Below are 17,410 nucleotides of genomic sequence, written 5' to 3' on the forward strand. Positions count from 1 at the left end.
GAAAGATGCGAGACGGAAAAAAATAACCCGGGTCGGGCCCGGGTGTCACACCGTCAGGGTGCGGATCAGTTGCCTGCGCGCTGCGGAATCAGCGACAAAAACTCGCGCCGCAGATTCGGGTTGGTGAGGAACTCGCCCCGCATGACCGAGTTGAGCATCTTGGAGTCCATCTCGCGCACACCGCGCCAGGACATGCAAAAGTGCGAGGCCTCCAGCACCACGGCCAGGCCGTCGGGCTGGGTCTTCTTCATGATCAGATCGGCCAGCTGCACGATGGCCTCTTCCTGGATCTGGGGGCGGCCCAGCACCCAGTCAACCAGGCGCGCGTATTTGGACAGGCCGATCACATTGGTGTTCTTGTTGGGCAGCACGCCGATCCAGACCTTGCCGATGACCGGGCAGAGGTGGTGGCTGCAGGCACTGCGCACGGTGATCGGACCGACGATCATCAGCTCGTTCAGGTGCTCGGCATTGGGGAAGGCCGTGACCACGGGCTGGGGCACATAGCGGCCCTTGAACACCTCGGTCAGATACATCTTGGCAACACGGCGCGCGGTGTTGCGGGTGTTGTGGTCGTCCTTGGTGTCGATGACCATGCTGTCGAGCACGCCCTGCATCTTGTGCTCGACTTCGTCGAGCAGCAGCTCGAGCTCACCGGGCTCGATGAACTCGGAGATGTTGTCATTGGCATGGAAGCGCTGCTGGGCTGCCACTATCCGCTCACGGATCTTGACGGACACCGGCGTGCCTTCGTCGCTGGCGGGTGCTTTATTCGGATCGGATAGTTCTGTAAACATAGCGGGGATGGTAGCAGCGATTGCAGACCCGCAAGCATACGGTGTTTCTCCCCCTTAGAACCTGTTCAGAGTCTCTACGCAGCCGCGTTGGAGTGCAATCGGGATGAGTTCGAAGGGATGGAACGCAGCTTGCACCGGGGTGCAAGCAAGGGCCAGCGCGCAGAAATCGCCCGATTTCACTTCAACCCGTAGGGACAGTGGCTTTGCGCTGCCCGGGAAGGGGCGCCCGGCTAGGGCCGCCCGGGCAGGGGCGGACTGCGTCGTTGCAAATCCTCGCAATAGCACAGCTATTACTGCGGTGTTGCGCGGCTGGGCGCCCCCTCGCATCCCATCCCGCAAAGACACTGTCGCGGCGCGAGGAGACTTTGAACAGGTTCTTAGGCCAGCGCAAGAAAAGGCGAAAAGCTATGGATTCGATAGCATCCAGCGCCCCAAAGCCGAAAAGCGCTTGCGGCCTCAGTCGCGCAGCCTGAACTCCGCAATCAACGGCAAATGGTCGGACATGCGCCACCAGATGCGACCCCGGGGCACAAACAGGCCGCAGGGGGTCAAACCCCGGGCATAGACATGGTCCAGCTGCACAACGGGCAGACGCGAGGGGTAGGTCATCAGCGGCTGCTCGTCGTACTCGAACAAGCCAAAGCCGGCCAGCATGCGCTTGACCTGAAAGCCCCAGTCATTGAAGTCGCCCGCGACAATCACCGGCTCGTCATCGGGCACATGGGCCTTGATGAATTCATGGATCAACGCGGTCTGGCGCAGGCGGCTGCCATGCACCAGGCCCAGATGCACAACGATGGTGTGGATGCGCTGGCCGGCAATCTCCATCGCCACATGCAACAGGCCGCGCTGCTCGAAGCGGTGGTCGGAGATGTCGCGGTGGTTGGATTCCAGAATCGGCCAGCGGGTGAGCAAGGCATTGCCGTGTTCGCCCCAACGCGTGGTGGCATTGGTGCGGTAGGCGGCGGTGTAACCCAGCGGGGTCAGAAAATCTGCCTGGTTCTGCTCGGGCCAGTTGTTGAAGAAGCTCTCTTCCTTGCGGTTGTCCTTGCGCACTTCCTGCAGGCAGATGATGTCGGCATCCATCTGCTCGACCGCCAGCCCCAGGTTATGGATCTCCAACCTGCGCACGGGTCCCAGGCCCTGCACCCCTTTGTGGATGTTGTAGGTGGCCACCCGCAGTATCGGTAAATCGTCGTGAGTATCGGTCATGCAGCTATGAACCTCGGCAGCCACAGAATGGCTTCGCTGTTCGATATGGAATAGCAGCGCTGTGCTGCTTCATGCCAATGATGCCACGCATGGGCGGTGTGCTCCCTCGGGCTGAGCACGATCTTGGTGTAGGACGGCACCTGCAGGCTAAAGACATGCTCGGTGTTCATGCAGACATCGGGCGCATAGCGGTGGCGCCAGGCCGGGTAGATCGGGTAGGTGTTCTCCAGGCCCCAGTCGCGCAGTACGCAGCCGTGCTGCTCGGCATCGATGCCGGTCTCTTCAAAAACCTCGCGTACCGCCGTCTCCTGCCAGGTTTCGCGATCGCTGTCCTGGCTGCCGGTCACGGGCTGCCAGTAGTCCTGGCCCTCCATCTGGCTGGCGCGGCGCAGCAGCAGCACCTGCAGATCGGCGGTGTGGATGATGACCAGCACCGAGCGGGGCAGTTTGTAGGGCAGGCTTTCGCTCCTGGTGTCTTGCATCGTCAACGCCGGGCCTCCGGCTTGCGGGTGGCCACGGCCGGTGGCAAGGCCTTGGCCTGCAGCAGGCGCACCTGCTGCACCATCAGGTTGTGGGCGTTCAGAAAGGCGGCGGCAATCACCTTGCCCTCATTGGTATTGCTCCAGCCCATGCCGGCGCCGCCCCCCAGGCGGCCCAGCAGCACACCGCCCACGCCCAGGTCGGTCGCGCGGGCCGAGCCGGTGGCCGCGGCAACCTGCTCGGTGGTTTCGTTGTCGGTCAGGAACAGGGCCGTTTGCGCCTCCTTGAACTTGACCTGCTCAGCCACACCGGCCAGGCCCGCGATATCGCGCAGCACCGGGATCATCGCGATGATGCCCGCCAGGCCCCGGCCGGCATCCTGCTCGCTGAACGTGAGGTTGGGCACCATCGTGTACTGGGCCTCATAGCCCTTGCGCTTTTGCACCGTGCCATTGGGGCGCAGCACGCCGGCATCCTGCAGCTCGCCCTCGCGGATCGTGCCCTGCAGGCCTCCAGCCCGGTCCACCACGCGAAAGCAGCCGCTTTGCTGCATCAGCAAGCGCACCAGCGGCACGGGTGTGGGCGGCAGGTTCACACTGCTGGGCATCACATAGCCGCGCGGGTTCTCCAGCAAGGCCACCGTGGCGATCGGCTCGTCGCAGCGCTCCAGGCTGGCATGCGCGCCCTGGCCGCCTGCCGGCCCGGCCGAGCCAGAGACTTCGGAGCCACCCTGGCCCAGCTCGGTCTTTTTCTCACCGCAGCCGGCCAAGGCCAGCGCGATGGCGGCCAAGGCCATACCGTGCACCCAGCGCCCGGTTCGGTTGGAAGTCGCAGTCATCGCTTGCATGGGCACCCTTTGCAATCTGTCAGTCACGCCGAGCATAGCGCCCCACAATGACAAAAAAAGGCCAAAGCCCGGGGGCTTTGGCCTTGTGGCGGCGCGGTGCATCAGGCAGGCCCATGCAGCGCGCGGTCCGCTTACTGCGCGCCGGCAGGGTTGCGCAGCTTGATGTGCAACTCGCGCAGCTGCTTTTCGTCCACTGGCGATGGGGCCTGGGTCAGCAGGTCCTGGGCGCGCTGGGTCTTGGGGAAGGCGATCACGTCGCGGATTGACTCGGAGCCGGTCATCAAGGTAATCAGACGGTCCAGACCAAAGGCCAGGCCACCGTGGGGAGGCGCGCCGTACTGCAGCGCATCCAGCAGGTAGCCGAACTTGGCACGTGCATCTTCGGCGCTGATCTTGAGCGCGGTGAACACCTTGGACTGCACATCGGCGCGGTGGATACGCACCGAGCCACCGCCCAGTTCCCAACCGTTGAGCACCATGTCGTAGGCCTTGGCAATGCACTTGCCAGGGTCGGTGTCCATCAGGTCCTCATGGCCGTCCTTGGGCGAGGTGAAGGGGTGGTGCACGGCCGCCCAGCGGTCGTTTTCCTCGTCGTGTTCGAACATCGGGAAGTCCACCACCCACAGCGGTGCCCAACGGTCTTCAAACAGGCCGGTGCTCTTGCCAAAGGCGCTGTGGCCGATCTTGATGCGCAGCGCGCCGATGGCGTCGTTGACGATCTTTTCCTTGTCGGCGCCAAAGAAGATCAGGTCGCCGTCTTGCGCTTCGGTGCGCTTGAGGATCTCGGCAATCGCGGCGTCATGGATGTTCTTGACGATGGGCGACTGCAGGCCGTCACGGCCCTTGGCCAGCTCGTTGACCTTGATGTAGGCCAGGCCCTTGGCGCCATAGATCTTGACGAAGTCGGTGTAGGCATCGATGTCGCCACGCGACAGACCGCCCTGCTCGCGCGCACCACCTGGCACACGCAGGCCCACCACGCGGCCGCCCTTCATGTTGGCGGCGCCCGAGAAGACCTTGAAGTCCACGTCCTTCATCACGTCGGTCAGCTCGGTGAACTCGAGCTTGACGCGCAGGTCAGGCTTGTCCGAGCCAAAGCGGAAGGCCGCATCCTGGTAGGTCATGATCGGGAACTCGCCCAGGTCCACATTCAGCTGGGTCTGGAACACTTCCTTGATCATGCGCTGGAAGATGGCGCGGATCTCTTCCTCGTTCAGGAACGAGGTTTCGCAGTCGATCTGCGTGAACTCGGGCTGGCGGTCAGCACGCAGGTCTTCGTCGCGGAAGCACTTGGTGATCTGGTAGTAGCGGTCGTAGCCGGCCACCATCAGCATCTGCTTGTACAGCTGGGGCGACTGGGGCAGCGCGAAAAATTCGCCATCGTGCACGCGGCTGGGCACCAGGTAGTCACGCGCGCCTTCGGGCGTGCTCTTGCCCAGCATCGGCGTTTCGATGTCGATGAAGCCTTCCTTGTCCAGGAAGTTGCGCACCTGGATCGCCGTCTTGTAGCGCAGCATCATGTTGCGCTGCATCGTGGGGCGGCGCAGGTCCAGCACGCGGTTGGTCAGGCGCACGGTCTCCGACAGGTTCTCGTCGTCGATCTGGAATGGAGGCGTCACCGAGGCGTTGAGCACGGTCAGCTCGTGGCACAGCACTTCGATCTTGCCGCTCTTGATCGAGTCATTGGTGGTGCCTTCAGGACGGGCACGCACCAGGCCCTTGACCTGCACGCAGAACTCATTGCGCACGTCTTCGGCCACCTTGAACATCTCGGCGCGGTCAGGGTCACAGACCACCTGCACATAGCCTTCGCGGTCACGCAGGTCGATGAAAATCACACCACCGTGGTCACGGCGGCGATTGACCCAGCCGCACAGGCTCACGGTTTCGCCCATCTGGGCTTCGGTCACTTGACCGCAGTATTGGGAACGCATTGCCATAGCCAATCTTCCTGCACCGATGAAGGTGCCTTAGTTCTCAGTTATTTAGACCCCGTGGGAACATCGGGCGCAGCCACGACCCCCATCGAGACGATGTATTTAAGCGCAGCATCCACGCTCATGTTCAATTCAATGCAGTCGCTCTTGCGCACCATCACCAGGTAGCCGCCCGTCGGATTGGGCGTGGTGGGCACGTAGACGCTGACAAAAGCGGTATCGGCGCTGTCCGGCCCCTGGTGCAGGTGCTGGTCCAGCTCCCCGCTGGGCGCGCCCGTCACAAAGCCGATGGTCCACATGCCCGGATGGGGCCACTGCACCATGACGGCGGTGCGAAAGGCATTGCCGCTCTCGGAAAACAAGGTGTCGGAGACCTGTTTGACGCTCGAGTAGATCGAGCGCACCACCGGAATCCGGCTGACCAGCGCATCGCCCCAGGCCACCAGCTTGCGGCCGACAAAATTGCTGGCAATGCCGCCGACGATCAGCAAGATCGCCAAGGTCAGCACCACGCCGAAACCGGGGATATGGTAGCCCAGGACCTCGTCGGGCTGCCAGTGCTGCGGCAGGATCAGCAAGGTCTGGTCGAGCGTGCCGATGATCCAGTTGAGCACCCAGACCGTGATGACGCCCGGCACGATGACCAGCAGCCCGGTCAGCAACCATTTGCGCAGGGACGCCATCACCTCTCAGCCCTCAGACCGCCGAGCCGCTGCTGGCAGCCGGTGCAGGTGCAGGCGTAGCTGCCGTTGCGGGCGCAGCCGCGTCGGCCGCAGGCGCGCTGGCCGGTGCCGCAGCAGCCGACTTGCCACTGAAATCGGTGGCGTACCAACCCGTTCCCTTGAGCTGGAACCCCGGGGCCGTCAGTTGCTTGGAGAAGCTGGCTTGCTTGCACTCGGGGCAGTCCGTCAGCGGTGCATCCGATATTTTTTGCAAAACATCCTTGGCATAGCCGCAGGCACTGCACTTGTAGGCGTAAATAGGCATCGCGCGTGTAAGAAAACGGAGGAAAACCCTTGATTATAGGCGGGTTGCAAAACCGATCCAGGGCGTAGGCTTAGCACTACGCCCCGCACTCAGCGCCGTTCGCTCAGCGCCCCGCCACTGCTGCGCCGCTGGCGGCGGGCGCGGTATCGGCCACAAAGGCCTGCACGTCCGTCTTCTGGTTGCGGATGGCTTGCGGCGCCAGCGAGCCCACAATCATGCCCGTGAAGGCGGCCAGCACACCAGCGAGTTGGGCTGGGAAGGCAGCGCCCCAGGCCATGTTCAAACCGGCCAGCCAGATGCCGATGCCCAGGAACACGGCAAGCAGCGCCCCCTGGGTGGTCGCGCGCTTCCAGTACAGGCCCATCACCAGGGGCACAAAGGCGCCGACCAGCGGCACCTGGTAGGCGCCCGAGACCAGTTCATAGATGGGGGTGCCCTGCATGCGGATGGAGTAGGCCAGCACGCAGGCGCTGAACACCAGCACGCTGATGCGCATGGTCTTGAGGTTCTCGCGGTCGCTCACCCTGGGGCGGAACTGGCGCCAGATGTTCTCGGTAAAGGTCACGCTCGGGGCGAGCAAGGTGGCCGATGCGCAGGACTTGATGGCAGACAGCAGCGCGCCAAAGAACAGCACCTGCATCACAAAAGGCATCTTCTCCATCACCAGGGTGGGCAGCACTTTTTGCGGATCGTCCTTGAGCAAGGCCGAGGTGGCCTCGGGCATGATGATCAGCGCGCTGGCCACCAGGAACATCGGCACAAAGGCGAACAGGATGTAAGCGGAGCCACCGATGATGGTGCCGCGCACGGCCGACTTTTCGGTGTTGGCCGACATCACGCGCTGGAACACGTCCTGCTGCGGGATCGAGCCCAGCATCATCGTGATGGCAGCGGCAAAGAAGAACACGATGTCATGCCAGGTGGGCTCGGGCCAGAACTGGAACAGATCGCGGCTGGTGGCCAGGTCGATCACCTTTCCGGCGCCGCCGGCCATGTCCGAGGCGAAGAAGGCCAGCACCATGAGGCCCACCACCAGGATGATCATCTGCACAAAATCGGTGACCGCCACCGACCACATGCCGCCAAACAAGGTATAGGCCAGGATGGACACCACACCGATCACCATGCCCATGGGGATGCTGACCGCGCCGCCCGAGAGCAGGTTGAACACCAGGCCCAGCGCGGTGACCTGGGCGGAGACCCAGCCCAGGTAGCTCAGCATGATGATCAGCGAGCAGATGATCTCGACCGCGCTGCCGTAGCGCTTGCGGTAGTAGTCGCTGATGGTCAGCAGGTTCATGCGGTAGAGCTTGGCCGCAAAGAACATGCCCACCAGGATCAGGCACATGCCAGCACCAAACGGGTCTTCGACCACATTGCGCAGGCCGCCTTCGATGAACTTGGCCGGCACACCCAGCACAATCTCGGAGCCAAACCAGGTCGCAAACGTGGTGGTGATGATCATGAACAGCGGCAGATGGCGGCCGGCGACGGCGAAATCTGCGGTGTTCTTGACCCGTTTGGCGGCCCACAGACCCACGCCAATGGTTACAAATAGGTAGGCGATCACCATGTAGAGCAGCACGTTGTCACTCCTGCAAAGCGTAAGGGTTAGGGGTTTAAAAAAGTCGGATGCGGATGAGCACTTGCAGCACCACCAGCCCCAGGACAAAACCAATGCCTCCACAAATGATGATCTGCAGCAGCTTGTTCGTCAATTTCTGCTGCACCAGCAGCTCCTTGAGCGTCTCGTCGTGGTGGCTGCCACCGCCATTGCGCGCCAGGTACTGGTGCACCAGGCGGGGCATGTCGGGCAGCAGCTTGGCGTAGCGCGGCGCCTGGGATTTGAGCTCGCGCCACAGGCGCTGGGGGCCCATCTGGTCGAGCATCCATTTCTCGAGAAACGGCTTGGCCGTGCTCCACAGGTCCAGATCGGGGTCGAGCTGGCGGCCCAGGCCTTCGATGTTGAGCAGCGTTTTTTGCAGCAGCACCAGCTGGGGCTGGATCTCGACCTGGAAGCGGCGCGAGGTCTGGAACAGGCGCATCAGCACCATGCCCAGCGAAATTTCCTTGAGCGGGCGGTCAAAGTACGGCTCGCAGACCGCGCGGATGGCGGCTTCGAGCTCGTCGACCCGGGTATCGGGCGGCACCCAGCCGCTTTCGATGTGCAGCTCGGCCACGCGCTTGTAGTCGCGGCGGAAAAACGCGGTGAAGTTCTGCGCCAGGTACTCTTTGTCGAATTCGGTCAAGGTGCCGACAATGCCAAAGTCCAGCGAGATATAGCGGCCAAAACTCTCGGGCTCCAGGCTGACCTGGATATTGCCGGGGTGCATGTCCGCATGGAAAAAGCCATCGCGGAACACCTGGGTGAAGAAGATGGTCACGCCATCGCGGGCGAGCTTGGGGATATCGACACCCGCAGCGCGCAGGGTATCGACCTGGTTGATGGGCACGCCATTCATGCGCTCCATCACCATCACCTCCTGGTGGCAGAAATCCCAGAACACCTCGGGGATCAGCACCAGGTCCAGGCCTTCCATGTTGCGGCGCAGCTGGGCAGCGTTCGAGGCCTCGCGCATCAGGTCCAGCTCGTCGTGCAGATAGGTGTCGAACTCGGCCACCACCTGGCGCGGCTTGAGGCGCTTGCCATCGGCAGAGAACTTCTCGACCAGCTCGGCCATCGTGCGCATCAGCGCCAGGTCGCTGTCGATCACCGGCAGCATGCCCGGGCGCAGCACCTTGACGGCGACATCGCGCAGCTCGCCCGCACGGGTGCGGATGGTGGCAAAGTGCACCTGGGCAATCGAGGCGCTGGCAATGGGCTTTTCATCAAAGCTGACAAAGACCTCGGCCAGCGGCTTGCGGAACGCCCGCTCGATGGTCTGCACCGCAATGCGCGGGTCGAACGAGGGCACGCGGTCCTGCAGCAGGGACAGCTCTTCGGCGATATCGGGGGGCAGCAGATCGCGCCGGGTCGACAGCACCTGGCCGAACTTGACAAAGATCGGGCCCAGTTGCTCGAGCGCCTCGCGCAGGCGCTGGCCGCGCGGCTCGGTCCATTTGCGGCCTATGCGCAGTACCCGGGTGATGCCTTTGAGCCAGGGGTGGTTGAAGCTGGACAGTACCATGTCGTGCAAGCCATAGCGCCAGACCACCCACAAAATGGTGAAGCCGCGAAAAAAGCGCTTCATGTCGTAGTGCGCTCGCTGGCCGGGTCGCTGTCCGCAGCGTAGCCGGGGGGCGTGGGCGGGGCAGGCGGCTGGGCCTGCGCGCCAGAGCGGCCGGCGCCAAAGCGATCCGCCGTGCGCACGCCCATGCTGACGAACTGGCGCAGCGCAGCCGCTACGCGCTGGCCCAGCTGGGCCAGCCAATGCGCGGGGGTATCGCCCACCAGGCGGGCCAGGTCTTCTTCCACATCCCAGCGCACATGGTCGACCAGCCACTGGATCTCGGCGGCAAACTGCACATCGCCATCGATGCGGATGGCGGGCTTCTCGCCCTGGATGACGCCGCGCGCCAAAGCCAGCGGCGAGTCATCGACCACCTGCACGCGCAGGTCGGGGGTTTCCTGGGCGCCTGCCAGGTCCAGCAGGCCAGCGGGCGTGATCTTGAGCGCCAGCACAATGCTGCGCCACTGCACCTGGACGACGCGCCCGCTTTGGCGCACCAGACGCTCCATGGCCGCACTTTCCTGCATCAGCACGTGATTGAGGAACAGCACCACGCGGTGCTGTACCTCCGACACCAGCCACTGCGGGGGTTGGGCCGACTCCAGAATGCGCGCAAAAATGCCGCCCGGAAAAGAAAAAGGGGACTGTGTTGCCATAGTCCCCAATTATTCCCCAAGTCCGCTGCCCGTCGTCAGGATTAACAGGCAAAGCGGTGGAGTTTTACGGTTTGCTTACTGCAAGGCTTGCAAGCCTGCTACGAGCCAACCACTGGTGCCATCCTTGGGCTTGGTCATGTTCCAGACTTCGCGGAAGGGGCTGGGGCCGGCATGGGCTTCTTCGCGGATCATGCCCGAGAACTCGACGCTGGCCATGTAGGCATTGCCGACATCCTCGATACCCAGCAGCTGGGCTTCGAGCATCACCACATCGGTCTGGTTGGGCTGCGCGCCTTCACGGTGCTGCTCGCGGTCCTGCAACTGGCCCTTGACTTCGCCGAGCATCTCGTCGGTCATCATCGAGCGCAAGGTGTTGATGTCCGAGCGGTCCCAGGCGGACTGCAGGGTCACGAAGTTGCGCTTGGCCGCTTCCAGGAAGCCATTGGCATCGAAGCCTTCAGGCACGCCCCAATTCTGCGCGCCAGCCAGGCCAGCGCCAATCATGCTGCCACCCGCAGCAGCGGCAGGCGCTGCACCCTGCTCCCAGGGGCGGGCCGAGGCGTCGTTGCCGACCTTCTCGGGGTTGTACTGGGGCGCAACAGGGGCCGAGACCGGCGCTTGCGGCGCGGCGTTGCCAGCACCCTGGAAGGCGAAAGGCGACTGCGCAGGCTGGGCCGCAGCAGCGCCCTTGCGGCGCATCACAAAGCCGACGATGGCCAGCACCGCCATGATGGCCAGGCCGATCAGCAGCATGTTGGCAAAGGCTTCACCAAAGCCCAGCGAATGGGCGAGCCAGGCCAGGCCCAGACCAGCGGCCAGACCGCCGAGCATCGCGCCCCAAGGCTTCTTGGGCGCCGCAGGGGCGGCGTTAGGGGTAGCGGGGCGCTGGGCTTGCGCAGGCGCGGTGGCATTGTTGCCAGGCGCTTGCGCAGGCGTCGCCTGCCGCTGGGTTACATTGCCGGACTGCTGGCCCATGGACTTGCCACCTCCCATGCGCTTGGCATCGGCATCGAGGTGCACAAATGCCAGCAGTACCACCAAGACCACTGACCACAGTTTTGTCATATTTGCTCCGTTTTGTTAGGGCCGGTACGCCTTTGCGCCGGCTATTACATCCACGCCCGCTTCTCAGCAACCCCGGTCTGTTGTGTTGTATTGCGCTGGGCACTGGGCAGGCGCCTGGCTTTGCGACCGGTATCGCGTCTCACTCTTTCAGCATTTGATCCCGACATGCAAGGCGGTAATCCCTGCCGTCATATTGTGGTAGTCCACATGGCCAAAGCCTGCTTTTTGCATCATGGCCTTGAGTTCTGCCTGACCAGGATGCATGCGAATCGATTCGGCCAGGTAGCGGTAGCTGTCGGCGTCCCCCGCCACCATCTTCCCTATACGTGGTAGCACCTGGAAGGAATACAAGTCATAGGCCTTCTCCAGCGGCTTGGCCACCTTGGAAAACTCCAGCACCAGCAGCTTGCCGCGCGGCTTGAGCACGCGGCACATTTCCTTGAGCGCCTGGTCCTTGTTGGTCATGTTGCGCAGGCCAAAGGCCACGCTCACCAGGTCAAAGTGCTGGTCCGGGAAAGGCAGGGCTTCGGCATCGCAGACCGTGGTGGGCAGGTTCAGGCCCTTGTCGATCAGACGGTCGCGGCCCACGCGCAGCATGGCTTCGTTGATATCGGTGTGCACCACCTGGCCGCTGTGGCCCACCTTTTTGGCAAAGGCCAGGGACAGATCACCGGTACCGCCTGCGATGTCCAGCACGCGCTGGCCTTCCTTGAGGTTGGCGACCATGACGGTGTAGTGCTTCCAGACGCGGTGCAGGCCACCGGACATCAGGTCGTTCATCACGTCATATTTGCTCGCAACCGAGTCGAACACACCGCGCACCTTGCGCGCCTTGTCCTTCTCGTCAACGGTCTCAAATCCAAAGTGGGTGGTACTCATGGTGTGAATGCTAGCAAGCTCTGTAACGTCCGACCCCCATACCCCGAATTATTCGAGGGTATGCAGTTCAATGCATAAAACATTCAGAGCCAATGATGACGAATATTCAAAGCTATCATTTTAATAGCTTTAAATACAAAATTTTTCCGAATAACAGTGCCCTTACCCGGGCCTGGTGGCCAGCGCTGGCTCAGTGCTGGTGCCCGCAGGCGCTGCCGGCCTTGCCGGGCATGGGCTGGTCGCGGTCGGCACCTGCGGCCTGCAGGCGGTCCAGGTAGGCCTGCCACAGCTCGCTTTGGCGGCTGCCCAGCTCGTAGAGGTACTGCCAGCTGTAGAGGCCGCTTTCATGGCCATCCGAGAAGATAGGCTTGATGGCGTAGTTGCCCACCGGCTCCACCGCGACGATGGACACCTCGCGCTTGCCGGTCTGCAGTACTTCCTGGCCCGGGCCGTGGCCCTGCACTTCGGCCGAGGGCGAGTACACACGCAGCAGCTCGAATGGCAGGCGAAACGCCGCGCCATCGGCGTATTGCACTTCCAGCACACGGCTTGCGCCATGCACCGTCAGTGCCGTGGGGGTGGGGGTATCGTGGTTCAAGCCAGCCATGTCAATCCTTTGCAAACCAGGCCCAGCGGCCCGATGGCCGCAGTCTTGGCGGATGCAGGGCGGGCCCTCTGCGCCAGCGCCATGCTATCAAAAACAATAGCAATTATGCCGTACGCAGGCGCTCCAGCGCCGCAAGCATACGCGCCTCCGCTGCGGGCAACTGGGCAGCCAGCGCCGCTTCCAGCCCGGCATTGCGCGGGCGCTGGGCCGAAGCCCAGACGGGTGCGGGGAAATGGCTGTCCTCCGCGAAGCGCGCAATCACATGCCAGTGCAGATGCGGCACCATATTGCCCAGGGTCGCCAGGTTGATCTTGGCCGGTGCGGGCTCCAGCGCACGCAGCGCCAGCTCGACCGCCATCACCGCGTCCATGCACCACTGGCGCTCAGACTCGGACAGATCCGAGAGTTCAGCCACATGCGCGCCCCAGACCACGCGGTAGAACGCGGGAAAACCGGCCTCGTCGGCATGGATGACGCGCAGCAGGGCGCCGCCCCAGGCGCCCTGCCAGACCAGGCGTCCACCCTCGGTCTGGCACAGCGGGCAGTCGGAGTCGGAGTTGCCGTTGGCGGCCGTCATACCAGCACCCGTTCGATGCCGCCCTGGTTGGCACGCTGCACGTACTCGGGCATCCAGTTCTCACCCAGGATCTCGCGCGCCATCTCGACCACGATGTAGTCGGCTTCGAGCAGGCCGTTTTGCAGATCGTCCTGGTAGCGGTTGAGGCCCTGCAGGCAGCTGGGGCAGCTGGTGAGGATCTTGACGTTCTCCTTGGCCTGCACCTGGCCGGACTCGCGCAACTGCGCTTCGCCCTTGCGGATTTCCTCGGTCTTGCGGAAACGGATCTGCGTCGAGATATCGGGACGCGTAACCCCCAAGGTGCCCGATTCGCCGCAGCAGCGCTCGCTCTTCAAGACGTTGTCACCCACCAGCGCCTTGACGGTCTTCATCGGGTCCTGCTGCTTCATCGGCGTGTGGCAGGGGTCGTGGTACAGGTAGGAGCTCTTGCCTTGCAGGGTCACACCCTTTTCCAGCAGGTACTCATGGATGTCGATGATGCGGCAGCCCGGGAAGATCTTGTCGAACTGGTAGCCCTGGAGCTGGTCGTAGCAGGTGCCGCAGCTCACCACCACGGTCTTGATGTCCAGGTAGTTCAAGGTGGTGGCCACGCGGTGGAAGAGCACCCGGTTGTCGGTGATCATCTTCTCGGCCTTGTCAAACTGGCCCGAGCCGCGCTGGGGATAGCCGCAGCACAGGTAGCCCGGCGGCAGCACAGTCTGCACGCCGGCATGCCAGAGCATGGCCTGCGTGGCCAGGCCCACCTGGCTGAACAGGCGCTCGGAGCCGCATCCGGGGAAGTAGAACACCGCCTCGGTCTCGGAGGTGGTGGTCTTGGGGTCCCGGATGATGGGCACGTAGTCCTTGTTCTCGATATCGAGCAGCGCACGCGCCGTCTGCTTGGGCAGGCCACCGGGCAGCTTCTTGTTGACGAAGTGGATCACCTGCTCCTTGAGCGGCGCGGCGCCCACGCTGGCGGGCGGGTGCGCGGTCTGGCGCTTGCCAAAGCCCTTGAGCACATCGACCGCCAGGCGCTGGGCCTTGAAGCCCACGCCCACCATGGTCTTGCGCAGCAGCTTGATGGTGTCCGGGTTGGTCGCGTTGAGCATGGCCATCGCCACCTTGTTGCCCGGACGGAAGCTCTTCTTGCCCATCTGGCGCAGCAGGTTGCGCATGTTCATCGTCACATCGCCAAAGTCGATCTTGACCGGGCAAGGCGTGGCGCACTTGTGGCAAACCGTGCAGTGGTCCGAGACATCCTCGAACTCCTGCCAGTGGCGAATCGACACGCCGCGGCGCGTCTGCTCTTCGTAGAGGAAGGCCTCGACCAGGAGCGAGGTCGCCAGAATCTTGTTGCGGGGCGAGTACAGCAGATTGGCGCGCGGCACATGGGTGGCGCAGACCGGCTTGCACTTGCCGCAGCGCAGGCAGTCCTTGACCGAGTCGGCAATCGCGCCGATATGGCTTTGCTGCATGATCAGCGACTCATGCCCCATCAGGCCAAACGATGGCGTATAGGCATTGGTCAGGTCGGCATACATCAGCGACTTGCGCGATTTGTCGCCCGCGTAGGTCTGCTCCAGCAGCAGACGGCGCTCTTCGGGGCGCAGCAGCTTGCCCTTGTTGAAGTGGCCGTGCGGGTCGATCTTGGCCTTGTACTCGGCAAAGGGGCGCAGCTCGTCGTCGCTCAAGAACTCCAGCTTGGTGATACCGATGCCGTGCTCTCCCGAGATCACGCCATCGAGGCTACGCGCCAGCGCCATGATGCGGGCCACGGCGGCATGCGCGGTGGTCAGCATTTCATAGTCGTCGCTGTTGACCGGCAGGTTGGTGTGCACATTGCCATCGCCCGCATGCATGTGCAGCGCGACAAACACGCGGCCCTTGAGCACGCGCTGGTGGATGGCCACCACCTCGTCCATGATCGGCTTATAGGCCGAGCCACCAAAAATCGCGGCCAGCGGCGCGCGCAGATCGCTCTTCCAGCTGGCGCGCAGGCTGTGGTCCTGCAGCTGGCGGAACTGCTCGGCCACGCCATCGAGCCAACCCTGCCAGCGGTTGCGCACCTCGGTGACCAGCACCAGCGCCTGCGCGACGCGGTCTTCGAGCAGCTCGGCGGACGGGATGTCGTTGGCGTCATCCTGCTTACCCAGCGGCAGCTTGCCCTTGGCAAAAAAGTCGTGCAGCGCGTCGCAGAGCTTGATCTTGTTGTTCAGCGACAGCTCGATGTTGATGCGCTCGATGCCATCGGTGTACTCGGCCATGCGGGGCAGCGGAATCACCACGTCTTCATTGATCTTGAAGGCATTGGTGTGGCGGCTGATGGCGGCGGTGCGCTTGCGGTCCAGCCAGAATTTCTTGCGCGCCTCGGGGCTGATGGCGATAAAGCCTTCGCCGCTGCGCGAGTTGGCGATGCGCACCACTTCGCTGGTCACGCGCGCCACTTCATCGGGGTTGTCGCCGACGATGTCGCCAAACAGCACCATCTTGGGCAGGCCGCCGTGCTTCTTGCTCTTGGTCGCATAGCCCACCGCCTTCAGGTAGCGATCGTCGAGGTGCTCGAGCCCGGCCAGCAGCACGCCGCAGCGCTTTTGCTCGCCAAACATATAGTCCTTGATCTCGACGATCGAGGGCACGGCATCCTTGGCATTGCCAAAGAACTCCAGGCAGACGGTGCGGGTGTGCGAAGGCATGCGGTGCACCACCCAGCGCGCGCTGGTAATGAGGCCGTCGCAGCCCTCTTTCTGGATGCCCGGCAGGCCCGAGAGGAACTTGTCGGTCACATCCTTGCCCAGGCCTTCCTTGCGGAACTTGTAGCCCGGTATGTCCAGGCGCTCGGTGCGCACCAGGGTCTTGCCGTCGGCCTCCAGGTATTTCAGCTCGAAGCTGGCCATCTCGGCGTCGTGGATCTTGCCCAGGTTGTGGTCCAGGCGCGTGACTTCCAGCCACTGCGCATCGGGCGTGACCATGCGCCAGCTCGCCAGGTTGTCCAGCGCCGTGCCCCAGAGCACGGCCTTCTTGCCGCCGGCATTCATCGCGATATTGCCGCCGATGCACGAGGCCTCGATCGAGGTCGGATCGACCGCAAACACAAAGCCGCCGCGCTCGGCCGCATCGGCTACGCGCTGGGTCACGACACCGGCCTGCGACCAGACGGTGGGCACGAGGTGGTCGATGCCCGGCAGCGACACCATCTCCACCTCGGACATCTTCTCGAGCTTCTCGGTATTGATGACGGCACTGCGCCAGCTCAGCGGAATCGCGCCGCCGGTGTAACCGGTGCCGCCGCCGCGCGGCACAATCGTCAGCCCCAGGCCGATACAGGCCTTGACCAGCACGGCCATTTCCTCTTCGGTGTCGGGCGTCAGCACGACAAACGGGTATTCGACGCGCCAGTCGGTCGCGTCGGTCACATGGCTCACGCGCGAGAGGCCGTCAAACTTGACGTTGTCCTTGGCGGTGAGCGGTTTGAAGGTGCGCTGCACCTTGCGGCGCAGCTCGGTCGCCTCCTGCAAGGTGGTGTCGAACTCGGACACCGCCACCTGCGCTGCGGCAATCAGCTGCCCCACCAGTGCATCGCGCGCCGGGTCCTCGGCGGGCGCGCGGCGCTTTTGCACTTCGGCCAGGCGGTGCTCCAGCGCTTCCACCAGCTGCTTGCGGCGGCCCGGGTTGTGCAGCAGGTCGTCTTGCAGGTAGGGGTTGCGCTGCACCACCCAGATATCCCCCATGACCTCGTAGAGCATGCGCGCCGAGCGGCCCGTCTTGCGCTCCTGGCGCAGCTGGTCGAGCAGATCCCAGGCCTGCGCGCCCAGCAGGCGAATGACGATTTCGCGGTCAGAGAACGAGGTGTAGTTGTAGGGGATCTCGCGGAGACGGGCGGGCCCGTCAACCTGTGCTTGCAAGCTTGCCAGCGCAATCGGTGCGTTCATGTGTGGGGACCTGTACGGGAGCGGGCGCTCCCTTTTATGGGTAAGCAGTGGGGCCACCGATTTTATGACACCGGGCTTGCACCCATGGCTGCCCGTTTTAAAACATGGTACGCCGCAGTCTGGCTTTGCCGCACTGCACCAGACGGTCTTGAGCCCATCCCAGTACCCGCCGGCGTCAGCGCGTACTTTTTCCTATTTTTTCTTATTTGATCGAAATTGAGCATTTCGAACCCCGCACCCGCCTCTACCACAACTGTTTGACAGTCCCATGTGACAACCCCAAAGCGC

The 17,410-nt window shown here is 63.4% G+C and carries 15 protein-coding genes; all 15 read right to left on the reverse strand.

What is annotated here, in order from left to right:
- Window positions 1-65: 65 nt before the first annotated feature.
- Complete coding sequence (gene folE / locus DCO45_RS17645; protein WP_116927052.1) at window positions 66-797, reverse strand: GTP cyclohydrolase I; 732 nt, start codon at window positions 795-797, stop codon at window positions 66-68.
- A 456-nt stretch (window positions 798-1,253) separates the two neighbouring features.
- A complete protein-coding gene (locus tag DCO45_RS17650) occupies window positions 1,254-2,009 on the reverse strand; it encodes an endonuclease/exonuclease/phosphatase family protein (protein ID WP_116927053.1) in 756 nt (251 codons plus the stop codon).
- Complete coding sequence (nudB, locus tag DCO45_RS17655; RefSeq protein ID WP_116927054.1) at window positions 2,006-2,491, reverse strand: dihydroneopterin triphosphate diphosphatase; 486 nt, start codon at window positions 2,489-2,491, stop codon at window positions 2,006-2,008. Before nudB ends, DCO45_RS17650 begins: the two co-directional genes overlap by 4 nt.
- 2 nt (window positions 2,492-2,493) lie before the next feature.
- A complete protein-coding gene (locus tag DCO45_RS17660) occupies window positions 2,494-3,285 on the reverse strand; it encodes a CsgG/HfaB family protein (protein WP_182345840.1) in 792 nt (263 codons plus the stop codon).
- A 182-nt stretch (window positions 3,286-3,467) separates the two neighbouring features.
- Window positions 3,468-5,276 carry an aspartate--tRNA ligase gene (gene aspS, locus DCO45_RS17665; protein ID WP_116927055.1) on the reverse strand — a complete coding sequence of 603 codons (1,809 nt, stop codon included), beginning with the start codon at window positions 5,274-5,276 and terminating at the stop codon, window positions 3,468-3,470.
- A gap of 41 nt (window positions 5,277-5,317) precedes the next feature.
- Entirely contained in the window at window positions 5,318-5,956 is a 639-nt protein-coding gene (locus tag DCO45_RS17670; protein ID WP_116927056.1) for a DUF502 domain-containing protein, read from the reverse strand.
- A 13-nt stretch (window positions 5,957-5,969) separates the two neighbouring features.
- A complete protein-coding gene (locus tag DCO45_RS17675; protein ID WP_116927057.1) occupies window positions 5,970-6,260 on the reverse strand; it encodes an FmdB family zinc ribbon protein in 291 nt (96 codons plus the stop codon).
- Window positions 6,261-6,363: 103 nt separating this feature from the next.
- Window positions 6,364-7,845, reverse strand: coding sequence for a sodium:solute symporter family protein (locus tag DCO45_RS17680; protein WP_116927058.1), 1,482 nt, complete (start codon window positions 7,843-7,845; stop codon window positions 6,364-6,366).
- Window positions 7,846-7,879: 34 nt separating this feature from the next.
- Complete coding sequence (ubiB, locus tag DCO45_RS17685; RefSeq protein ID WP_116927059.1) at window positions 7,880-9,451, reverse strand: ubiquinone biosynthesis regulatory protein kinase UbiB; 1,572 nt, start codon at window positions 9,449-9,451, stop codon at window positions 7,880-7,882.
- A complete protein-coding gene (locus DCO45_RS17690; RefSeq protein ID WP_232539429.1) occupies window positions 9,448-10,086 on the reverse strand; it encodes a hypothetical protein in 639 nt (212 codons plus the stop codon). The genes ubiB and DCO45_RS17690 overlap by 4 nt, the downstream gene beginning before the upstream one ends.
- Window positions 10,087-10,161: 75 nt before the next feature.
- On the reverse strand, window positions 10,162-11,151 hold the full coding sequence (locus tag DCO45_RS17695) for a TIM44-like domain-containing protein (protein WP_116927060.1): 990 nt from the start codon (window positions 11,149-11,151) through the stop codon (window positions 10,162-10,164).
- A 147-nt stretch (window positions 11,152-11,298) separates the two neighbouring features.
- Window positions 11,299-12,030 (reverse strand): bifunctional demethylmenaquinone methyltransferase/2-methoxy-6-polyprenyl-1,4-benzoquinol methylase UbiE, encoded by a 732-nt coding sequence (gene ubiE, locus DCO45_RS17700; protein ID WP_116927061.1) that lies wholly within the window; start codon window positions 12,028-12,030, stop codon window positions 11,299-11,301.
- Window positions 12,031-12,220: 190 nt separating this feature from the next.
- Complete coding sequence (locus DCO45_RS17705) at window positions 12,221-12,637, reverse strand: DUF971 domain-containing protein (RefSeq protein WP_116927062.1); 417 nt, start codon at window positions 12,635-12,637, stop codon at window positions 12,221-12,223.
- 103 nt (window positions 12,638-12,740) lie between these two features.
- A complete protein-coding gene (locus DCO45_RS17710; RefSeq protein WP_116927063.1) occupies window positions 12,741-13,214 on the reverse strand; it encodes an HIT family protein in 474 nt (157 codons plus the stop codon).
- A complete protein-coding gene (locus DCO45_RS17715) occupies window positions 13,211-17,122 on the reverse strand; it encodes an FAD/FMN-binding oxidoreductase (RefSeq protein WP_116927064.1) in 3,912 nt (1,303 codons plus the stop codon). The genes DCO45_RS17710 and DCO45_RS17715 overlap by 4 nt, the downstream gene beginning before the upstream one ends.
- Window positions 17,123-17,410: the final 288 nt, after the last annotated feature.

This window comes from Comamonas sp. JNW, from assembly GCF_003105075.1.
Taxonomy (GTDB): Bacteria; Pseudomonadota; Gammaproteobacteria; order Burkholderiales; family Burkholderiaceae_C; genus Comamonas; species Comamonas squillarum.